13 protein-coding genes, 1 tRNA gene and 1 rRNA gene are annotated in these 18491 nt (G+C 42.9%); 2 read left to right on the forward strand and 13 right to left on the reverse strand.

Annotation, left to right across the window (positions count from 1 at the left end):
• The first annotated feature begins 415 nt into the window (after nucleotides 1–415).
• Nucleotides 416–2011: ribosomal RNA gene (locus QXD64_08040) — 16S ribosomal RNA — on the forward strand.
• Nucleotides 2012–2082: 71 nt separating this feature from the next.
• On the opposite strand, the gene QXD64_08045 is transcribed toward QXD64_08040, so the two are convergent.
• The 6 genes from QXD64_08045 to QXD64_08070 all read right to left on the reverse strand — a co-directional run bounded on the left by QXD64_08045 (nucleotide 2083) and on the right by QXD64_08070 (nucleotide 6395).
• Nucleotides 2083–2490: a hypothetical protein gene (locus QXD64_08045; GenBank protein MEM3397259.1), complete on the reverse strand. Its 408-nt coding sequence runs from the start codon at nucleotides 2488–2490 to the stop codon at nucleotides 2083–2085.
• On the reverse strand, nucleotides 2468–2782 hold the full coding sequence (locus QXD64_08050; GenBank protein MEM3397260.1) for a DUF167 domain-containing protein: 315 nt from the start codon (nucleotides 2780–2782) through the stop codon (nucleotides 2468–2470). Before QXD64_08050 ends, QXD64_08045 begins: the two co-directional genes overlap by 23 nt.
• A gap of 3 nt (nucleotides 2783–2785) precedes the next feature.
• Nucleotides 2786–3100, reverse strand: a complete 315-nt coding sequence (locus QXD64_08055; protein MEM3397261.1) for a DUF2614 family zinc ribbon-containing protein — start codon at nucleotides 3098–3100, stop codon at nucleotides 2786–2788.
• Complete coding sequence (locus QXD64_08060; protein ID MEM3397262.1) at nucleotides 3087–4061, reverse strand: hypothetical protein; 975 nt, start codon at nucleotides 4059–4061, stop codon at nucleotides 3087–3089. Before QXD64_08060 ends, QXD64_08055 begins: the two co-directional genes overlap by 14 nt.
• Before the next feature lie 95 nt (nucleotides 4062–4156).
• Complete coding sequence (locus QXD64_08065; GenBank protein ID MEM3397263.1) at nucleotides 4157–5827, reverse strand: DUF835 domain-containing protein; 1671 nt, start codon at nucleotides 5825–5827, stop codon at nucleotides 4157–4159.
• Nucleotides 5828–5862: 35 nt separating this feature from the next.
• A tRNA-Glu gene (locus QXD64_08070) sits at nucleotides 5863–6395 on the reverse strand.
• Between the two features lie 109 nt (nucleotides 6396–6504).
• Here QXD64_08070 and QXD64_08075 point away from each other — a divergent pair.
• Nucleotides 6505–7497: a hypothetical protein gene (locus QXD64_08075; protein MEM3397264.1), complete on the forward strand. Its 993-nt coding sequence runs from the start codon at nucleotides 6505–6507 to the stop codon at nucleotides 7495–7497.
• 16 nt (nucleotides 7498–7513) lie between these two features.
• Here the strand turns inward: QXD64_08075 and mutS are convergent, their stop codons facing one another.
• The 7 genes from mutS to QXD64_08110 form a co-directional block, all read right to left on the reverse strand.
• On the reverse strand, nucleotides 7514–10102 hold the full coding sequence (gene mutS, locus QXD64_08080) for a DNA mismatch repair protein MutS (GenBank protein ID MEM3397265.1): 2589 nt from the start codon (nucleotides 10100–10102) through the stop codon (nucleotides 7514–7516).
• Between the two features lie 76 nt (nucleotides 10103–10178).
• The gene (locus QXD64_08085) at nucleotides 10179–11015 is read right to left on the reverse strand and encodes a hypothetical protein (GenBank protein MEM3397266.1); all 837 of its coding nucleotides are present in this window, start codon (nucleotides 11013–11015) and stop codon (nucleotides 10179–10181) included.
• 4 nt (nucleotides 11016–11019) lie between these two features.
• Nucleotides 11020–11490 (reverse strand): hypothetical protein, encoded by a 471-nt coding sequence (locus tag QXD64_08090; GenBank protein MEM3397267.1) that lies wholly within the window; start codon nucleotides 11488–11490, stop codon nucleotides 11020–11022.
• A complete protein-coding gene (locus QXD64_08095) occupies nucleotides 11411–12391 on the reverse strand; it encodes a hypothetical protein (protein MEM3397268.1) in 981 nt (326 codons plus the stop codon). Before QXD64_08095 ends, QXD64_08090 begins: the two co-directional genes overlap by 80 nt.
• A gap of 48 nt (nucleotides 12392–12439) precedes the next feature.
• Nucleotides 12440–13744, reverse strand: coding sequence for an Nre family DNA repair protein (locus QXD64_08100; protein MEM3397269.1), 1305 nt, complete (start codon nucleotides 13742–13744; stop codon nucleotides 12440–12442).
• Between the two features lie 227 nt (nucleotides 13745–13971).
• Entirely contained in the window at nucleotides 13972–16599 is a 2628-nt protein-coding gene (locus QXD64_08105; protein ID MEM3397270.1) for a NosD domain-containing protein, read from the reverse strand.
• A complete protein-coding gene (locus QXD64_08110; protein ID MEM3397271.1) occupies nucleotides 16577–18307 on the reverse strand; it encodes a hypothetical protein in 1731 nt (576 codons plus the stop codon). Before QXD64_08110 ends, QXD64_08105 begins: the two co-directional genes overlap by 23 nt.
• Nucleotides 18308–18491: the final 184 nt, after the last annotated feature.

Here is an 18491-nt window from a genome sequence, read left to right on the forward strand (position 1 = left end):
GATATATTTTTTTAGTTCGGACGATATATGGACTTGTTGTGTTGACATTCCATCCCCTCTGGTTGATTTTAGAGCGGGGATGGATTTTTTTCTATTCAAACTTTCTATGAACTTTCCGAAGTCATGGACAAGAAGTAAGATTTAAATACAACCTGCGTATAAGAATATAATTGCAGTTAAAACGGCGAATGGTGTGATAGTATGAACACCATGCTTCAGTAACTGCAACACTCACTTGTGAGGCCGACTGCAAACCAGTCGGTGATTAAATGGAGATTTAAGAACCCCAGAGGGTATGCTCTGGCACTCTTAGATCTGACACAGGCATCTGGTACAGCAGGGACATGGGCTCTCTGTCGCCATTCCTTGTTATGTCCCCAGCAAATGCTCAATATTAACGTGCAGAACGCCGGTAACTCCGGTTGATCCTGCCGTCGGGCACCGCTATCGGAGTTGGACTAAGCCATGCGAGTCGAGGGCACCTCGCAAGAGGAGACCCGGCGCACGGCTCAGTAACACGCGGATAATCTACCCTGTGGTGGGGGATAACCTCGGGAAACTGAGGATAATACCCCATAGTGATTCTATGCTGGAATGCTTGAATCACGAAAGCTCCGGCGCCACAGGATGAGTCTGCGGCCTATCAGGTTGTAGTGGGTGTAACGGACCCACTAGCCTTCGACGGGTACGGGCTTTGAGAGAAGGAGCCCGGAGATGGATTCTGAGACACGAATCCAGGTCCTACGGGGTGCAGCAGGCGCGAAACTTTCACAATGCTGGCAACAGCGATGAGGCAACTCCGAGTGCCAACGCTTTGCGTTGGCTGTTCTCCTGCCTAAAAAGCAGGAGGAGTAAGGGCCGGGTAAGACGGGTGCCATCGAAAAGTTCGGTGAACTTTGAGAGTTGCCGAACTTGTTCGGCACAAGCCGCCGCGGTAATACCCGCGGCCCGAGTGGTGCTCGTTATTATTGAGCCTAAAGAGTCCGTAGCCGGTCTGGTAAATCCATGGGTAAATCGGGCAGCTTAACTGTCCGAAGTCCGTGGAGACTGCCAGGCTTGGGATCGGGAGAGGCGGAAGGAACTCCTGGGGTAGGGGTAAAATCCTGTAATCCTGGGGGGACCACCGGTGGCGAAGGCGTTCCGCTAGAACGAATCCGACGGTGAGGGACGAAGCCCTGGGGCGCAAACGGGATTAGATAGAACCCTTTCTTTGTGCTGGCAAAGAAAGCGTTCATGGAAAGAAACCAGCAAAAAGGCTGGGTTCCTAAAAACCCCGGTAGTCCAGGGTGTAAACGCTGCGGACTTGGTGTTGGGTGTCCCACGAGGATACCCAGTGCCGGAGAGAAGTTGTTAAGTCCGCCGCTTGGGGAGTACAGCCGCAAGGCCGAAACTTAAAGGAATTGGCGGGGGAGCACCGCAACGGGAGTAGCGTACGGTTTAATTGGATTCAACGCCGAAAAACTCACCAGGGGCGACGGACGTATGAAGGTCAGGCTGACGACCTTACCTGATTGTCCGAGAGGTGGTGCATGGCCGTCGTCAGTTCGTACCGTAGGGCGTTCTGTTAAGTCAGATAACGAACGAGACCCTCGCCCTTAATTGCCACCCCTTCTTCCGGGAAGGGAGCACATTAAGGGGACCGCTGGCGCTAAGCCAGAGGAAGGTGAGGTCTACGGTAGGTCAGTATGCCCCGAATCCCCTGGGCAACACGCGCGCTACAAAGGTCGGGACAATGGGATTCAAACCCGAGAGGGGGAGGCAATCCAGAAACCCGATCGTAGTTCGGATTGAGGGCTGTAATTCGCCCTCATGAAGATGGATTCCGTAGTAATCGCGGGTCAACATCCCGCGGTGAATATGCCCCTGCTCCTTGCACACACCGCCCGTCAAACCAATCGAGTTGGGTTCAAGTGAGGGTGTGTCATTTTGGTACGCTCGAACTTGAGCTCAGCGAGAGGGGTTAAGTCGTAACAAGGTATCTGTAGGGGAACCTGCAGATGGATCACCTCCTACGAAAACCAAGGAGGCATGACAAGGAGCAAGAGAGCTCGTGATGTAAATGTGCCAGGTGTCTGTAAAAAATTAAATACAGTTCTTTATCGTCTTTTCTGTAATCCTTTTAATTACAGTCGGCAAGCTCTCCACATCCTTCACATCCTTTGACACTATATCCTTGAATCTCTTCCAGTATGTCAGATTCACGCTTACATCATTGGCCACAAAAAGTTTTGATAGTTGAATCGTGAGGCTGAACCCTTTTCTGTCCCAATCCAGAAGAAGAATTACACTCTTATGCGTTTTTGCAGTAACTTCGACAAATGCAAGGAGTGGGATGCCCGCATTCAGTACAAGAATTTCACCAATGAGCCCGAGTTCTCTGAGAGCATTTTTATCGGTCTCGCCTTCTACAATTATGGGTTGGGTAAGATTTTCCTCAATTAATTCCTCAATGTATCTTGTCAGTAACTCAAGCTTTTTTGTTTCCAGCATTCTTGATACGCTCCTCTACAGATTTTTTGGTAATTCCCAATATACTTACAATCTTTTCCCTTGAATGATGCCCAGACACAAGCTCTATATTTCGTTCAGCCACATCAAAAAATTCTGCCAGAAACTCCACAAGACAAGAATTTGCACGATTTTCTGTAGCAGGTGCAGTCACATGGACTTTAAGTGCTTTTCTCCAATGGTCATAGCCGGCAATTCTGTTCGCATCTGAGTTGGGGACCACATGAACGCGAAGCAAAACCCCTTTTTCATTCTCTTCTATGAAGGTATGCATCTTTCACACCTTTTTAACAAACCTGTTTGCATCTGCATAGTATGTCCTGTAGCAATTCTCACACATCCCATGGAAGGTTTCAGTCGTCAATTTTCCACACTTATTGCACTCGTACTTTACTCCCGTTCTACTAAGATTGGGAAAGAAGAAATACAGAATGCTGATGAGGATGATTGCGACCGAGAGAAAAAGGAGAAGAATTGCGGTAAAGCCAGTGCTTTCAGCAAGGGCATATCTAAGGATAATTATGCCCACTAAAAGGGAGAGTACGAAGGAAAGAAAACTCCTTCTCTCTGAAGAGTTCCTACTCCATTTCATCAGGGCTGCACTCCTTTCGTTCTTCCTGCTTTCTAAATGCATCTTTTCTTGCCGCAATTGCGATTTTAGCTGCCAGTGTCCTGGCACATTTTCCACGTTCAGACCTCGCACATTGCTTTATAGAAGGATGCTGGTATATCAGCCCGTGCTTAGGCATCTTTCCCCGTTTTCTGAGGTATCTGAAGAAAGCTTTCTCAGCACCAAGAATTTGAATTGTGCTCGAGGGGAGCATCGCTAGTTTTTTCAAACTTCCAGTTTTCTCTATTAATTTAGCACCAACCATGTGTCCCGCAGTCTTTGATAGTTCAGGTGCATGTTCTTCCATTGCTTTTTCTAGGTTCTTTGAAAGTGTTTCCTTCGTTTTCTGGATTTCAACGACGAGTTCAGCTAGTTTCTGAATATCACGTAGGTCTCTCTCTTCTAATTCTCCACCTGCGGATTCAATCTCTAGTCCTATGCTTTCTACAATTTTGCGTCTATGTCCATGCTCAGCAACGAGTTGCGCCATCTTCTCTCTGTTCACAAGCCCCTCCAGTTCTGGAAAATGGTGGGCATACCAGTCACAGAACAGGTCAAAAACCATGTTTTCAACACGAATCAGCATTTCCAGCGTTCTAACCCTCTGAATAATCTGGACATCCTTTTCAGTATGTCTCATTTTTATTTTAGCCATTTCAATGGTGGCGATTCGGAGAAGTTCCTTTTCGTAACCGTATTTTTCAGGCGAGATTTCTATGGTGTCTGGCTGGTAGGAAATACCCAAACGGGCGATTCGCATGTCAGATGTTGTCAGGTTTTCAAATTCAGATGCGAAAATCCTCTCCTCGGGTAGTAATCTTCCGTTGCTAATTTCCAAAAGTTTTTGCGCAATCTTTTCAGGGTTTTTCGGAAACAGTTTGTATTTTACCACCTTTCCGTCAGCCAGCACAAAAATTCCAAACCAGGTTGTCTTGATATGCATCGCCCCTATATCTCTTCATTGTTATTATTGGTTTCGGAAAAGTTCTACAGAGGGTGTGAAGGTCTTGCCCAATTGAACCCAAACTGCCACAAGTTTTAACGCACTACTACATCAAACCTGTTGCAGATAACTACATTCTCTTTTACATCACTCACTTCAACTACACAGTACAGCTTTATCTTGTATTTATGTGCCAAATCTGTAATGTCTTTCACGAAACCAATGTATTTCTCAACGCTCACCTTTATCTTGACAACATCACAACCGTCAATCACGATGTACTTGGTACCGCCAGTGATGGCATTCTTGATTGTGAGAATGAAGTCAGTATCTATTGCGTCAGGGCGAATCGTTTTTACATCTGTGATATCAAGATCAGTAATCCAGTAATAATCGGCATTATCAAAAAATTTTTCAAGCTTTTTCGGATGTGTTCTAGTAATGACAAGTGTTTTTTCTCCTACAGGAATTGATTTTGCGATCTGCTCAAGTGTGTTATCTTTTCTATAATATAAGTGAGTGATCATCAACTCGTTTTTCCAATCCATTTTTGGAGGTTCTAGTACCTTATCAAACATGGAGGTGAGCATTTTTTGCTTTTCTTCGTCAAAAAAGGAGGGACGCATTTGCACCAAAAGCGTAGAGGAAGTTGTGGCAGCAACATCTGCAACATCTTTCAGAAAATGGGATACGGGCTCAAAGCCACATTTAACAGAGAGATATTCTATGTCATCTATGAACACTGTCGAGCCAGGATTTTCCCGCATGAAGTTGATTATACTTTGTGTTATCTCAAAATCCAATCGTGCGGGGTTCATTGCCTGTTCCTCTTTAGTTTCAACTTCTGTAACCCATATTACAGGTAGTTTTTCGATTCTAAAATTGGCACGGACAGATGCTGGCGCCTTACCAGTCACACACAATCCTGGTTTTTCTGTTGAAAGAAATCGTAAGACACTGTAACCGGAAAAATTATAGTCATCTACAATTATATAGTTGTACCCTCTCTCTATTTTTACAGGTAGTTCTTTAACACCATCTTTTGTTTCAAGTGTGGGTGTGAGTACCATTAACTTGTATTTTGTTATTGCATAACCAAACAGGATCGCGCTGATTCCCACAGAGAGAGAGGAGGGGCTGGGGAGCATACCTGTAAGAAGCACAACAATGTTACCAACGAATGGAATTATCACCGCCACGTGCAGAATCTTTGCTTGGTCCTTTTCTATCTTTGTCCTTGCCTGTTTTATCGAAACTAAAAGTGAAATAAATCCAATAATAAGGAATGAGTAGGCAATCGCACAGTAAAGCCAACCAAGAGGGGTCCAGTATGAATCATATTTACCAGGTAAGCCTTGTACTTCGAAATAATCAGAAAAATACCAGTGGGTTATCGGATTTGTTTGAGAAATGATCTGAAAAACGAGAACAAAACCAGCACAGAAATATATCACCCACTTTTTGTTTAATATATTTCGCCAGATTGGAACTGCATTCGCAAGCAAAAAGAAGGATGGGCCAGTAAGAATCATGCCGATGTACTTGAAGTGATAAAAGGCAAGCACCATCTCCATTTTTTCAGAATACCAGTATCCCGCCTCTCCCAAACACCAAATGAGTCCACCCATGCAGAGCAGCAGGAAATATTTGTTCTCTCGTCGCTTTGGATTTGCCAAGTATCCCCTATGAATTACAATTGCCAGAATCACAGAAATCGTTAGATAGATCGTACCATAAGCTATGTAAGTGAGAATCAAGTTCCCCATGTATTGGAAATCTCATAAGTGATATTAAAAAGATTTGGTGCTCCCGGCGGGATTTGAACCCGCGTCTCCGGCTTTCTATGGAACGATGGGGTTTCGCCCCCTTACGGACGGGGTTGCACCCTACGGTACCACGAGGGGCTGCGCCCCTTACGGTAACCCCCGAGGGTTGGCACCCTTACGCTAACCCGCGTCAAGGGGATGCTTTCAGCATCCCCGAACTTACCCTTTTGCCATTTTTTTCCGTGAACGCTTTTGCGAGCGTTAGCGAGCAAAAGGGTTCCCCGAACCCGCCCATTTTGGGTCTTACCATTTTTTGGATGAAACCTTTTCGGGCGAGTGGGTTTCACCCCCTTACGGTAACCCCCTTTTCCGTGAACGCTTTTCGGGCGGGGCTACGCCCTACGGTACCTGTGCCACGAGGTTGGCACCCTACGGTACCCGCATTAAGGGGATACCTTCGGTATCCCCGAACCTGCCCACTTTTTCCGTGAACGCTTTTCGGGGTGCGAAGCACCCTGAAAAGGGTTCCTCGAAAGGCCGAAATGATTGACCACTACACTACGGGAGCGGCATTACTGAAAGAAGAAAACTTTTATATTATAGTTTCGGTGGAGTTGCCAGAGATGCAGAACATCTGAGAATGATAGAAATAAATAACATAACCTCCTCCACCTTGCATGCGAAGATTGTTCCCATTTCTGTTCATCGGTTCCCTTTCAATGCTATTCGCTGAAATTTATTCGGGTGCATCTAGAGCTTGGTTTTTAGATCCGCTTGGCTGGCTGTTCACCTTTCCGCTTTACACAACCCACGTGTGCATCTTTCTTTATCTGGCATTAGTTTGGAAAAAATTCAAGGTCTGTCATCTTTACCTTTTTGGCGTTCTCTTTTCACTCTATGAATCCTGGGTAACGAAGGTGCTCTGGTGTGGATATTTTGATCAAACCGGGCCTGGGTTTGGAACCTTTGCAGGACTTGCAATGCCAGAAACCCTTATCCTGGTTTTTTTCTGGCACCCTGTAATGTCTTTCCTTGTCCCTGTGATTGTATTTGAGAGTTTGACTGGTTTGGTAATTTGGGAACATGAGATGGTCATGCAAAAAACACGAAGAAGGACTATTATTCTCACAGGATTTTCCGTGTTAATGGGTGCATTTGTGGCAAATGGCAATGGTCTGAACCCAAATTGGGTTGCACTTTCGTTTCTAGGTACCATTCTGGTTGTAGTGGTGTTTTATTTACTTGCAAGGGGGAAGGATGTGCGTGCGTTTCTGTTTCCTAGGAAATGGTTTTACCTGTTGTCCCTTTACATCATTTCCCTTTATGCTGTTTCTTTCTTATTCCTTTTGCCAGAGCGAATTCCAAACTCTCTCGTGCCTTACATTTCTGTTCTGGGGGTTTATGCCTTCGTTATACTATTGCTGGCTCTTACAATCAGTGAGAATGAGGTTAGATTTGTAAAATTAACTAGTGCCCATTTTTCCCATGCAGATTTTGTAATTTTCATATTTACCACATTCACCGCAGCCCTCCTATTCTGTTATCTTGGAAATATCACACAGATAATTCTTATTTTTTCTTATCTCTTTTTCTGTATCCTCGGCCCAGTGCTCTTTTGCTGTTGCGTGTTTCTGGTGTTCTATGAGAGAAAGAACGGGTTTAAGTGGTAATTTAAAACTTTTTTGCTTAACTTTCCAACATTTTTTTGAGTTTTACCAGAAGATTAAGAGCATCTAATGGAGTGATAGTGTTTGGGTCTGTTTTTTCCAGTTCCAGCATAACTGGATGCTTTGGAGCGGGTGTGTCTATGAGCAGCATTTGTGTATATCTTGGCTGTCGTTTCCTTGCCTTCTCAGGGTTCTGCACACTCAGTTCCACCTCCTCCATTTTCTTGAGAATCTCCCTTGCCTTGTTCACCACGCCTTCAGGCACACCAGCAATTTTAGCAACATAGATGCCATAACTTTTGTCCGTTGCACCAGGAATAACTTTTCGAAGGAATACCACATCACCATTTGCTTCCTTCACTGCAATATGAACATTCTGGATACCTTGATATAGGTCTGCAATTTCCGTTAACTGGTGATAATGCGTTGCAAACAAGGTTCTCGCCTTGATTTTTGTGTGAATGTATTCCAGCACAGCCCATGCCAAGCTCATTCCATCAAATGTGCTTGTGCCCCTTCCAATTTCATCAAGAATTATAAGTGAATCAGAGGTTGCATTTTTCAGAATGTTTGCAACTTCCAGCATCTCAACCATGAAGGTGCTCTGCCCCATTGCCAGGTCGTCATAGGCACCCACCCTGGTAAAAATTCTATCCACAATTGAGAGGTTTGCATAGCTTGCAGGCACAAATGAACCAATCTGGGCCATGAGCATTGCAATTGCAATCTGTCGCATGTATGTGGATTTACCAGCCATGTTTGGGCCTGTAATTATGATTGTTCTTGCCTTTTCATCAATGTTCACATCGTTGGGTATAAAATCTGGCAATGTGCGTTCCACCACAGCATGCCTCAAGTCCTTCATGTAAATTTCTTTGTTCGTATTCCATTTTGGGCGTGTGTAATTAGAGGAGACGGCAACTTCAGCAAGCCCTGAAAAGACATCCAGCATTGCAATGGAGCCTGCAATTTTAAGCAGGGTTTGCGTGTGTGTTGCAATTTTTGTCCGTATCTCTTCAAATAACTGATACTCTAATGCCTTCAGCTTCTCATCCGCATTCAGAATCAAACTCTCCTTTTCCTTCAATTCCTGGGTGATGTATCGCTCGGCATTTGCCAGGGTTTGCTTTCTTATGTAATCGGCTGGAACCTTTGAGAGATATGACTTTGTGACTTCAATATAGTAACCAAACACGGAGTTATACCCAATCCGAAGATTTTTTATCCCAGTGCGCTCCCTCTCTTTTGCCTCCAGTTCTGCAATCCAGTTTTTGCTGTGACTTAACGCATCCCGTAATTCATCAACATCTTTTGAGAACCCGTTTTTTATAATCCCACCGTCTTTAACAAGAACTGGTGGGTCCTCTACAATTCCTTTCTCAATCAGTTCCACAATCTCCCCCAGTGGTTGAAGGTCCTCCAGCAACTGTGCAACCAGTTCTGGCAGTTTTTCTTTTTCTATCAGTCCACGAATTTTTGGAATCACCTTTAGCGTGTTTTTGAGTCCTATTAGGTCTCTGGGGTTGCATCTATTGCAGGAAATCCTAGTTGTAATTCTCTCCAGGTCTTGAATCTCCTTCAGAAGTTCTCGCAACTCGTACCTCACAAAGGAATTTTTCACAAAGAATTCCACAGCATCCAGTCGTGCATTGATTTCATTCAGGTCTACCAACGGTGCAAGCAGGAATTTTTTAAGCAGACGAGAGCCAAGTGGAGTAACCGTTGCATCCAGAGTTTCAAACAGTGTTCCTTTTGGACTTCCGTCCCTTATGTTTCTCACTAACTCCAGATTTCTGAGGGTTGTGGAATCCAGAATCATTGTTTTCTGACGGTTTATCAGCCGTAATTCACTGAACGGTAATCTGGTGGTCTTCTGTGTTTCTGCAAGATACTCTAGCAATGCCCCTGCAGCACAAACACTTGCCTCGCCGAGATTCTTTTCTGGTATTGCATCACCAAATTGGTTTTTAACAAGGGTTATTGCTGTCTCTTTTTCTGGGAAATGTCTGCGTTTGCAAACTGCGTTTAATTTTAGCTCGCTGGCAAGTTTTTCCAGTTCAAGCATGAAATCTGGCAAAATGCATTCTGCAGGAAGGTAGCGCAAAAGTTCGTTTCGAGTGTTCTGATAATCTGTTTTTTCCTCAAACTGGAGAAGGAAGAATTCTGCAGTAGAGAGGTCAGCGAAAGCCATTGCTGCATGTTGTTCCTTCATGTAAATGCTGCAGATGTAGTTGTTTGCCCTCGCATCCAGAATTGTGTTTTCCATTGCAGTGCCCGGTGTGACTACACGAACAACCTCACGCTTAACAATCCCCTTTGCCAACTTCGGGTCTTCTACCTGTTCGCAGATGGCCACTGTGTAACCCTTCTTCACAAGTTTTGCCAGGTATTGCTCCACTGCATGGTAGGGCACACCTGCGAGCGGAATTCTGTTTCCATCCTCATCTTTCTGTCTGGAGGTAAGCACAATTTCCAGTTCTTTTGAAACAATCTTTGCGTCCTCATCAAATGTTTCATAGAAATCGCCAATGCGGTAAAAAAGAATAGCATCTTTATACTGGCTTTTTATTCGGAAATACTGCTCCATGATTGGCGTGAGTTTAGGCATCGGGAAGTGAATTGTGGGAGAAGATATAGGTTTTGTGGGGAAGTTGCAATAGACACAAACAGCGTGTGAAACACAATTATCTGAGGAAATCATAGAGATTGAAGGGCACTCTTTCGATAGTAGGGATTCTAAAAAGGGCTATTACGCCTTGCCAGTAAAATTTAGGTGCGTTGATCAATGTCTTCTTATTCTGGTGGACATAGAGGATTGCGCTTCCAGTTACAAGGATAAACTCACCGTCAAGTCCATCCCTGACTATTTCTATGGACTTCCTAAGACCATAACCTCTTTCTCCCTCCAGATGCTTTGAAGAGTAACCTTCTACTGCTTTTTCAATTGCTTCCTCATCAGAAAGCTCCCAACTCCTTTCCTCTTTGTAGCATCTCGCAAATCCTCTTCCAGTATCAAGAATGCAAATGTCCATGAAACCTTTCTTTTGGTATTCCTGTGCAAATAGATATTCTCTGCCGGAGTGGCTGTGTTCCAATACATTTGTAGTTAGTTCTGAAAATGAAAATCTTATTGCGTTTTTATAACGTTCAGGCACTTTTTTACAAATCAAATCCAGAAATAATTTTTGTTTATTCTCGAACTCCACCAACTCTATGTTAGTATCTATGGCAGTAAGTGGAAAATAGGATTTTCTCTCCTGAATACGCTGTGTGCCGTTTGGGAATCCAATAGAAGAAAGATAACCCCTAACTTTCTCGTCAAACGGCTCCGTCCATTCACTCCCCGTCTTAGAAATATGAGCAGCAAGTGGAACTAAAAGGAGTGGTTGTATCCAACTGCAATTCTGTAAATTGAATTTCACTTGAGAAGAGGAAGAAACACCCGAAAAAGCAGAGACGAAACTCCGCAGATGCTCCAGAAGGTCGTCTGAGAAGGAGCCATAAACAATAACTTCCTTCATTCAATCACGATTTTACCGATTTCAGTATCATATCATCTTTAATTATAGAAACGCTTTCTTTCTTCGGCGGATTTGCTATATGTTCTTCAGCTATTCTAATCATCTGTTCCACATCATTATTCATGTTGAGAAACTTAATAGTGAATTTTCTCATTTCTAGATTTTTTTTCATTTTCAGAAGGGCGCATGCGAATGACCTTGAAATAAAATCCACATTTTTGAAGTCAATGAGTATCTCTGAACTTCCACTCTCAATCGCTTTTTCCTCAACTATTTTGGCTGCCTGTCTGGTGCTGATCAATGGTGCAATCAACTTCCCAAGGTCAATTGAAACTATCATCAAAGTATAATAGTTTAGGTAGGTATTAAGAGTTTCTGCGGCTTCATTAGAAAAGTTATGGTCTAACTTTTTCGATTTTGAGGAGAAGTTTCCAGTTTCTCCATGAGATGCTGACCTTCCAACGGATTCCTTCATATTGCTCAGGTACTTTATGAATAAGAATGTCCACGAGAGCCTTCAGATGGGATTTGAGATTGGCTCGGTAGGAAATTCCAATCAATCCCTTTTGAAAGCGAGCACTACCCACCCAGTCCTTGCGTTGTCTCTCACCGAATTTCAAAAGCTCTGACACATCAATCTCATGTGATTCCCCTTTCTGGTAGGCTTCGTCTATAAGTCCAAGAATTTCAGACATTTTTTCCTCCCAGAAAGGAGTATATTTGCTCCTTTTTCCGTCGCCTCCCTTACCTCTCTCCCTCTCTTCTATTTTCTTCACTGCCCCTTTAGTTACATCTTCTCTAATTGTGTCAAAAACGAAAATTGCGTCCTTCTGCTCATTAAGATATTTTTTAAATTCCAGCAATACATCAACCCTCTCCTCAAGTGTCTTCCTTATATCTTCTGTGTTTTCATCAATCACTACAATAATGGTCGGTTTATTTTTTACAATATCAGAAATGAGTTTGTGGAGATCTTGTCTGCCCAAGAAATCTAGCTTTACATCCACAAACTTTGATTTTTCCATTATTTCCTCATAACAATGCTCTCTGATGGCTTCAATTGTTTGGGAATTTTTTATAGCATCCTCAAACTTATTGATTTGTTTAATTATGTGGTCATAAAGGTCATGATGTGCTAGCTCTATTTCCAGAATTGCCCAGGACTTTTTGTGGAGAAAAAACAAAAAACCATCTGGAATTGCTTTTCTATCAAGGAAAGTTTTCATTTTTGCTTTCTCAATCACCCAAACTTCCTCTCCAAAAATATGTTTTGCATTTGCCAACACATCTTTCTCAAATTCCTTCTCGTCAGAATAAGGTGCGGGGTAGTATTCTCCTGTGTTGCTCACACAAATTTTCGTCTTGGTCTCCGACATCACATCACCTACAGTAAGTTAGAGTGGGCGAATATATATTCCTTCCCACTATTCTTTCTCTTCCCTCACATACTCATCCAATCTTTTCTGGAGCAACAGATATTTGAGTACAGCACTCTCCTTTATCCATCTTTTCATTGGGATGGCAAGTTTGGAACCAGCATAATCCAATGCCTCCTGCAGTGTGTTGAATTTCTTTGGCGGATTTTTAAGTGCAGCTCTCACGGCCTCTCGCACATTCCAAACACCAACTGGCATTATGTAGCCAGGATGAGCCTCTCGCATGATTACAACACCTGCCTGTCTCTGCATCTCATGTAGTTTTTCATTCACGGCAAGTCGTGCAGCATAGTAGCAGCCACCAATCTCTGCGTACTCCTTCCTGCCTTCAAAAAATTCAGCACTTGAGAAGATTGCAATTGTGTTACCAGTGGGATTCCACACGGTCTTTGGATACCAGGCCTCTATCAGTTCATAGCACCACTCTGTGGGGGTCATCAGGATTTCCCAGATGTTATCCAGTTGCTTGTGTTCGAAAATGAGATATTCCCCGATTTGAGGGAATGTTTTTGTTTTCTTCAGAAGTTCAAGTCCGAGAATTGAATCCACAGCAGTGATGCTCCAGCGTGTCGGCACAAATTTCCTGAGTTTTCCCTGTCCAAAGGCACCAACACTGAAAGCCCTCTGGATTTTAGAAACAAGCACACCAGCCCTGTAGGTTTCAAGCACTGCATCCTTTGCTTTCATGTCTGTATCATAGTAGGCCTTTTCAATTCTCCTGTCTATCTTGTAGTTCTCCACATCAATTTTCTCGAGCGGGGCACTGGGTCCAAACGGTTGCACATCGTCATCCAGAACAATGTCTCCACCTGGCTTTTTAGTGAATTTTGCTTCAATTCCAGTTGGTGCATCTGCCAGTGCAAGTTCTCTTGTTAACAAAACAATCTTGTTTTTCTCAATGTCCGTCACTTTCACATAATGCTTGCCACGCACAAGCTTGAATCTGAAATCCACAATCTCCTCCATTGTTCTGTTCGTCCACATTTCTGGTGTATCCAAAACTGTGGTGTCCCCGGTGATGGGTGGCACAAGCGGGCCTACATACACATATGGATAGCCCATTCTTCCGATGAAAGCACCTGGAGGCGTTGAGCCATAAATCTGGTTGGAATCTAGGAGCTTGAAAGTTTTACTCTTCACATAGAATTTCATCAGAATTGGGCAGCTAGCCTTGCCGCAGAGCATCCTTGACCCCTTGCAGATTACACATCGCATGTTGTAATTTGTTGGCTTGCTAGCTGATAACTCAAATAAGGAGTCAGTGGGCACAACAGAGCGAATGTAATCGTCCATTGAATATGCTATTAATTGAGGGGATAAATAACTTCCTAACGGGGTTGCACCCTACGGTACCACGAGGGTTGGCACCCTTACGGTAACCTGCCTCAAGGGGATACCTTCAGTATCCCCGAACCTGTCCATTTTTTCCGTGAACGCTTTTGCGAGCGTTAGCGAGCAAAAGGGTTCCCCGCACCTACCCACTTTTCGTGCGGTCTATGTGTTGCCCTTATTTCCCTCTCTTAATTAGAAGAGATTTTCTGCCTCCCTTTCCTCTCTTCCCATATCCCTACAATTAAAATTGCAATTAGAAGCAATGCAAATGGTATTCCGAAATCAATTCCTTGCTCTGGCACTGCCTTAATCCAAACACCAACTCCAGATCTTGCCTCAGCATAGCCCTCCTTTTTTGCAACCACCTGGAACACGAGATTTCCCTCTTTTAATGCAGAAAAAGTAAACACTGCTCTTCCCTCAGCATTCGTAAACTTTTGATATTCGCCAGCAACTGCTCCATCTTGACCAACCAGAATCTCCACACTTGCGTCCTCCACACAATCCCCATTCTCATCCTTCACACTAACAACCACAGTAAAATTCTCACCAACTTTTACCGCTGTTTTATCAATCTCCACGCTTATTTTCATTTCTCCTGGCAGAATTCCAAGCAAAATACTTGTTGTTGCATTCTCGTAATGCTCAGCACTTATGTTCGCAACCAGTTTCCCAAAGACACTGGCATTTACATTCCCAGCAACAAATTTTGTTGTAAATGTTCCATTTTCATCTGTTTGCCCTGCCTGGCTCTCAAACTTACCTGGCAATTGTGTGGAAAGAGTAACAGTTGCGTTCTCCACCGGCTCTCCAGTCTCTGCATCAGCAACAACCACTCTTGTCTCAATTTCCTCGCCAGAGCGAAGATTGCTCTTTGCCACAAGAATTTTTGCAGTCAGTTTTGCTAGAGGCACAGTAACACAAACCGTATTGCTTGGCTCGCTTTCGCCAATTGCGTTTACGGCTGTGACATGGTAGTAGTAAGTAAGGCCAGGTGTGACATTGGTGTCAACAAAGGTTGTGGTGTTGGCATCAACCGTAGCAATGAGCGTTTTGTTTTCCATGCTAAGTCCACGATAGATGTTGTAACAAAGCACGGTGGAAAAACCTGTATAAGTTGGTGGGTCCCATCGCAGCAGGAGAGAATCTGCACCTCCAAGCGCTGATAGATTTAGAGGAAAAGAGGAGCGAGACATAATTTTACTTTCAAAAACTTGAGAGGTCTCAATGCAGCCTCCTTCATCTACAGCAAGAAAGTAGTAGGAGAGGAGGGAAAGGTTTTCCAAATGAATAGTGCACATGTATGTTCCATCTATGTAGGATCCAGATATTATAATTAACTCTTTTTCATTCCAATCACAATTTCCTCTGTAGTAGCACATCACTTTAGAAATGTTATATTTGCTGGCTAACACTCTTACTTCCAGGGAAAGGGGAACTAACGGATTTACAAGTGATTTCGGGATGTGGAAGATAGTTATACTTGGCGGAGACACGAGTGGATAAAAATCCATTTCCCCTGTATCCCCAACACTAAAGGGTATATCTACAATTCCATCCTCGTTATCGTCTGGCTCCCTCCAATCATCCCAGAAATTCCCTCTTTCAGTTCCATTCCACCAGTTTTTACCTCTATATCCTTCGCTCACCTCTACATAAGTTCCACTAACTGGTTTCATAAAACTATTTAAGAAAAATGTGTTATTTCTCCCACACGCAACACCAAAGAGGAAAACATTGGCTTTTTGAGATTCAATAAAGCAGTTCTCTGAGACCATGTTATTGTCCGATGAGAATGGGGAATCTGTCTGTCCCGAAAAGAGCAATCCATACCCACACTTTCCAAAAATGTTGCGGTAAATTCTGCAGTTTGATGAAATATATAATATCACACCATATTCACAATCATAGAATGTATTATTTGCGATCATGTTCTTGTTAGAGTTACTACACAATACTCCAACACTGCTTTTTTCTACGATATTTCCATCTATTACATTACCCGGCTGGATAAAAGGCACATCTACACTACGAATCCCGTACTTCGTGTTTTTGATTGTATTGTTTCTTACAATCCCCTCAGGAGAGCGGTATAGCACAATACCCTCACTCGTGTTTTCAATTGTTTGATTTTCTATTATATAATTTGTGCAATTATTCAAAATAATTTGACCTACATCATGATGAATGGTAAAATTACGCCTATCTCTAGCCCAATATAATTCTTTTCCATTCACAAAATTGCTTTTGAAATATTCGTCGTGAAACCATACCTGTGGTGAAAAGCTACATCCACAATTTACAAAAGTATTCTCAGAGATATCGAAATAACCTATTTCTCCTTCAAAGTAAATTCCTCCCCCGCGACAGCCTATAAAGGAATTATTACTAATCCTGAACCTGCTTGAGCTTCTAACATAAATTCCCATCTCCTCTGTCTCCAGGGTTGTGTTCATTACTGTTCCGTTTCTTATTGAACCGAAGAAAATTCCATATCCACTATTTGACTTTATCAAACAATTTCTGATAACGAAGTGCACATTTGTCGAAATGACAGTGATTGCAGTTTCGTTATGGGTAACTATCTCCCAGTTTTCTATAACATATGGATCTTCTACAGTTCCATTCCCACCAACTACACCATTTTCTTGTATAAATTCCTGGTTGCTCGTGATAAGAATCGGAGAGTGAGGGAGATACACAACCTTCTGTGGGATAGAAATGGCAATCGCCGGGTGATAATGTGGTGGGATTAAAGATAAGAGAATTAGGAAAAGAAGAATTGAAGCAAATTTAAAGAAATATTCGTGCCCCATATATTCCATCTCCTCCTTGTGTGGGTAAGAGACCCCTCATTGTTTCTGGCTCCTCTTCTATCTCATCGTAACTCCGAAGAAGGATAGGATGGTTTGTACTACATTCCTGGCAAGTGATACCATCTAAATTATCATCATATTGGGGATGCATGAAGACCATAACATTTGGCTCAGTAGGATGATGCCCACCCAAGTATCTCCAACTATCAAATCTCCAAGCATAGTTAAATGCGTCGGCAATTGAAACTATTTTGTCGTGGTAGAGAACACCACCATCTTCCCAGGGTTTTTTGGGATAGAATAATGAACGGAGAAAGGGTGTTCTTTTGTTGAATGCATTCTGGATATGATATGTGAACTCGCCAAAAAAGTTCTGTCCCCCCTCTTCCGGATCTGGTGTGTTTATCGGAGTCTTACAGTCACATTCTCCGTCAATCTCACTAAAATGGGTACCTGTACATATTGCTACATTCTTATCTTTTTGAGAAAATTGATATGCAACATCATCTATGAATCCACCAGCATAACACTGTTTCATTATAATAACCGTATTCTTCGGTGCAATTCTAGAAATATTTTCTGCAAAAAATTTATCTTTCAGATAACAGTCTCTTAGACCAGGATATGATCTAGAGTTCCACCACATTACCAAAAATTTTGAGGACGTCCCAAGCTCTTCATCCCATTCTATATTTCCAATTTCATTTTTATCTGAACCATGATTATTTGTCCACACAAATAGAAAATCCTCAGGTGTAAGGAGCCATTTAACAGCATTACACACTTCCTCAAAAGAAGAAATTTTAGCATCTGAGGATATAATGTTTCTGTGTGTATCGATCCACAAAGCATATTGAAAGCCATCACAATTTTGGGGGTTAGGAGGGTTACCATCGGCATATAGGACATATATCCACTCCTTTCTGTAATTATAGACCTTAGTTAGGATGTCGTACATGTATACCATATCATTCCAATATCTTGGGTAATTAGAGTAGGCAGCATATCCTCCTACAATTAGGAGTGCAACTCTTCTCTGGGGAATATTTACTCTATGCCATCCTCCAATACTTTCAGCATACGATTCATACTCATCCGGCATTCCATCTCCATCACTATCCTGCGTGTAACTCCACGGGTCTGTAACAAAACCAATGCATTCGCAGCAATTACCAAATCCATCTGCATCTGAATCTCCATTAGTGGGATTTGTGAAGTAAATTTTACATTCTTCCCAATCCGTGAGATAATCCTGATCAGAATCATAAGCAGAGGGATTTGTTATTCCCAGATGTGCCACTGCCCAGCCACTCACATCTACCTGAGTTTGGGGCACGAAGATTAGTGTGTGAGGATTTATGTCCTGCAAATAGAGCCAGTTTCGCTTAATTTCGTTTTGAGGCGTAATTGTATCCAGATAAACCTTGTATGGCACTTCCCAGTTTGCACCACCGAAATGTGCCCGAAACTCCCATCTTGCATGCACAGTGCTTTGTGCTCCTGGCAAATGCAACACAATGTTAGATGTATGACTTGTACTTCCATACACTGTGGGCATCAACAAAATTGCCTCACTTGTATTCCACACTTTCCATGAAATCTGCCAGGGATAGTTTGCTGGTCTCATGTACATAACCAAATCGCTCAGTCGCTCATGCCAGAGCGTGAACTCAACATAGCCGTTCTTCAAGTCTCCATACACATCCACATCCACATATGCTTTTGTGCTATTTAAATCATGCAGGTTGTAAGGGGAAGGTGTGTAGGGTCATAAAGATTTGGGGTGCTAGTATATAAAGCAGCATGGTTCTATTCACAACTCCTAAACCTTAATTTATTTCTAAGAATTCCCTGAATAAAAACGAAGGAGGATGGGATGCATGACAATCTCC

The organism is Thermoplasmata archaeon (genome assembly GCA_038874435.1).
Classification (GTDB): Archaea; Thermoplasmatota; Thermoplasmata; order Lutacidiplasmatales; family SKW197; genus SKW197.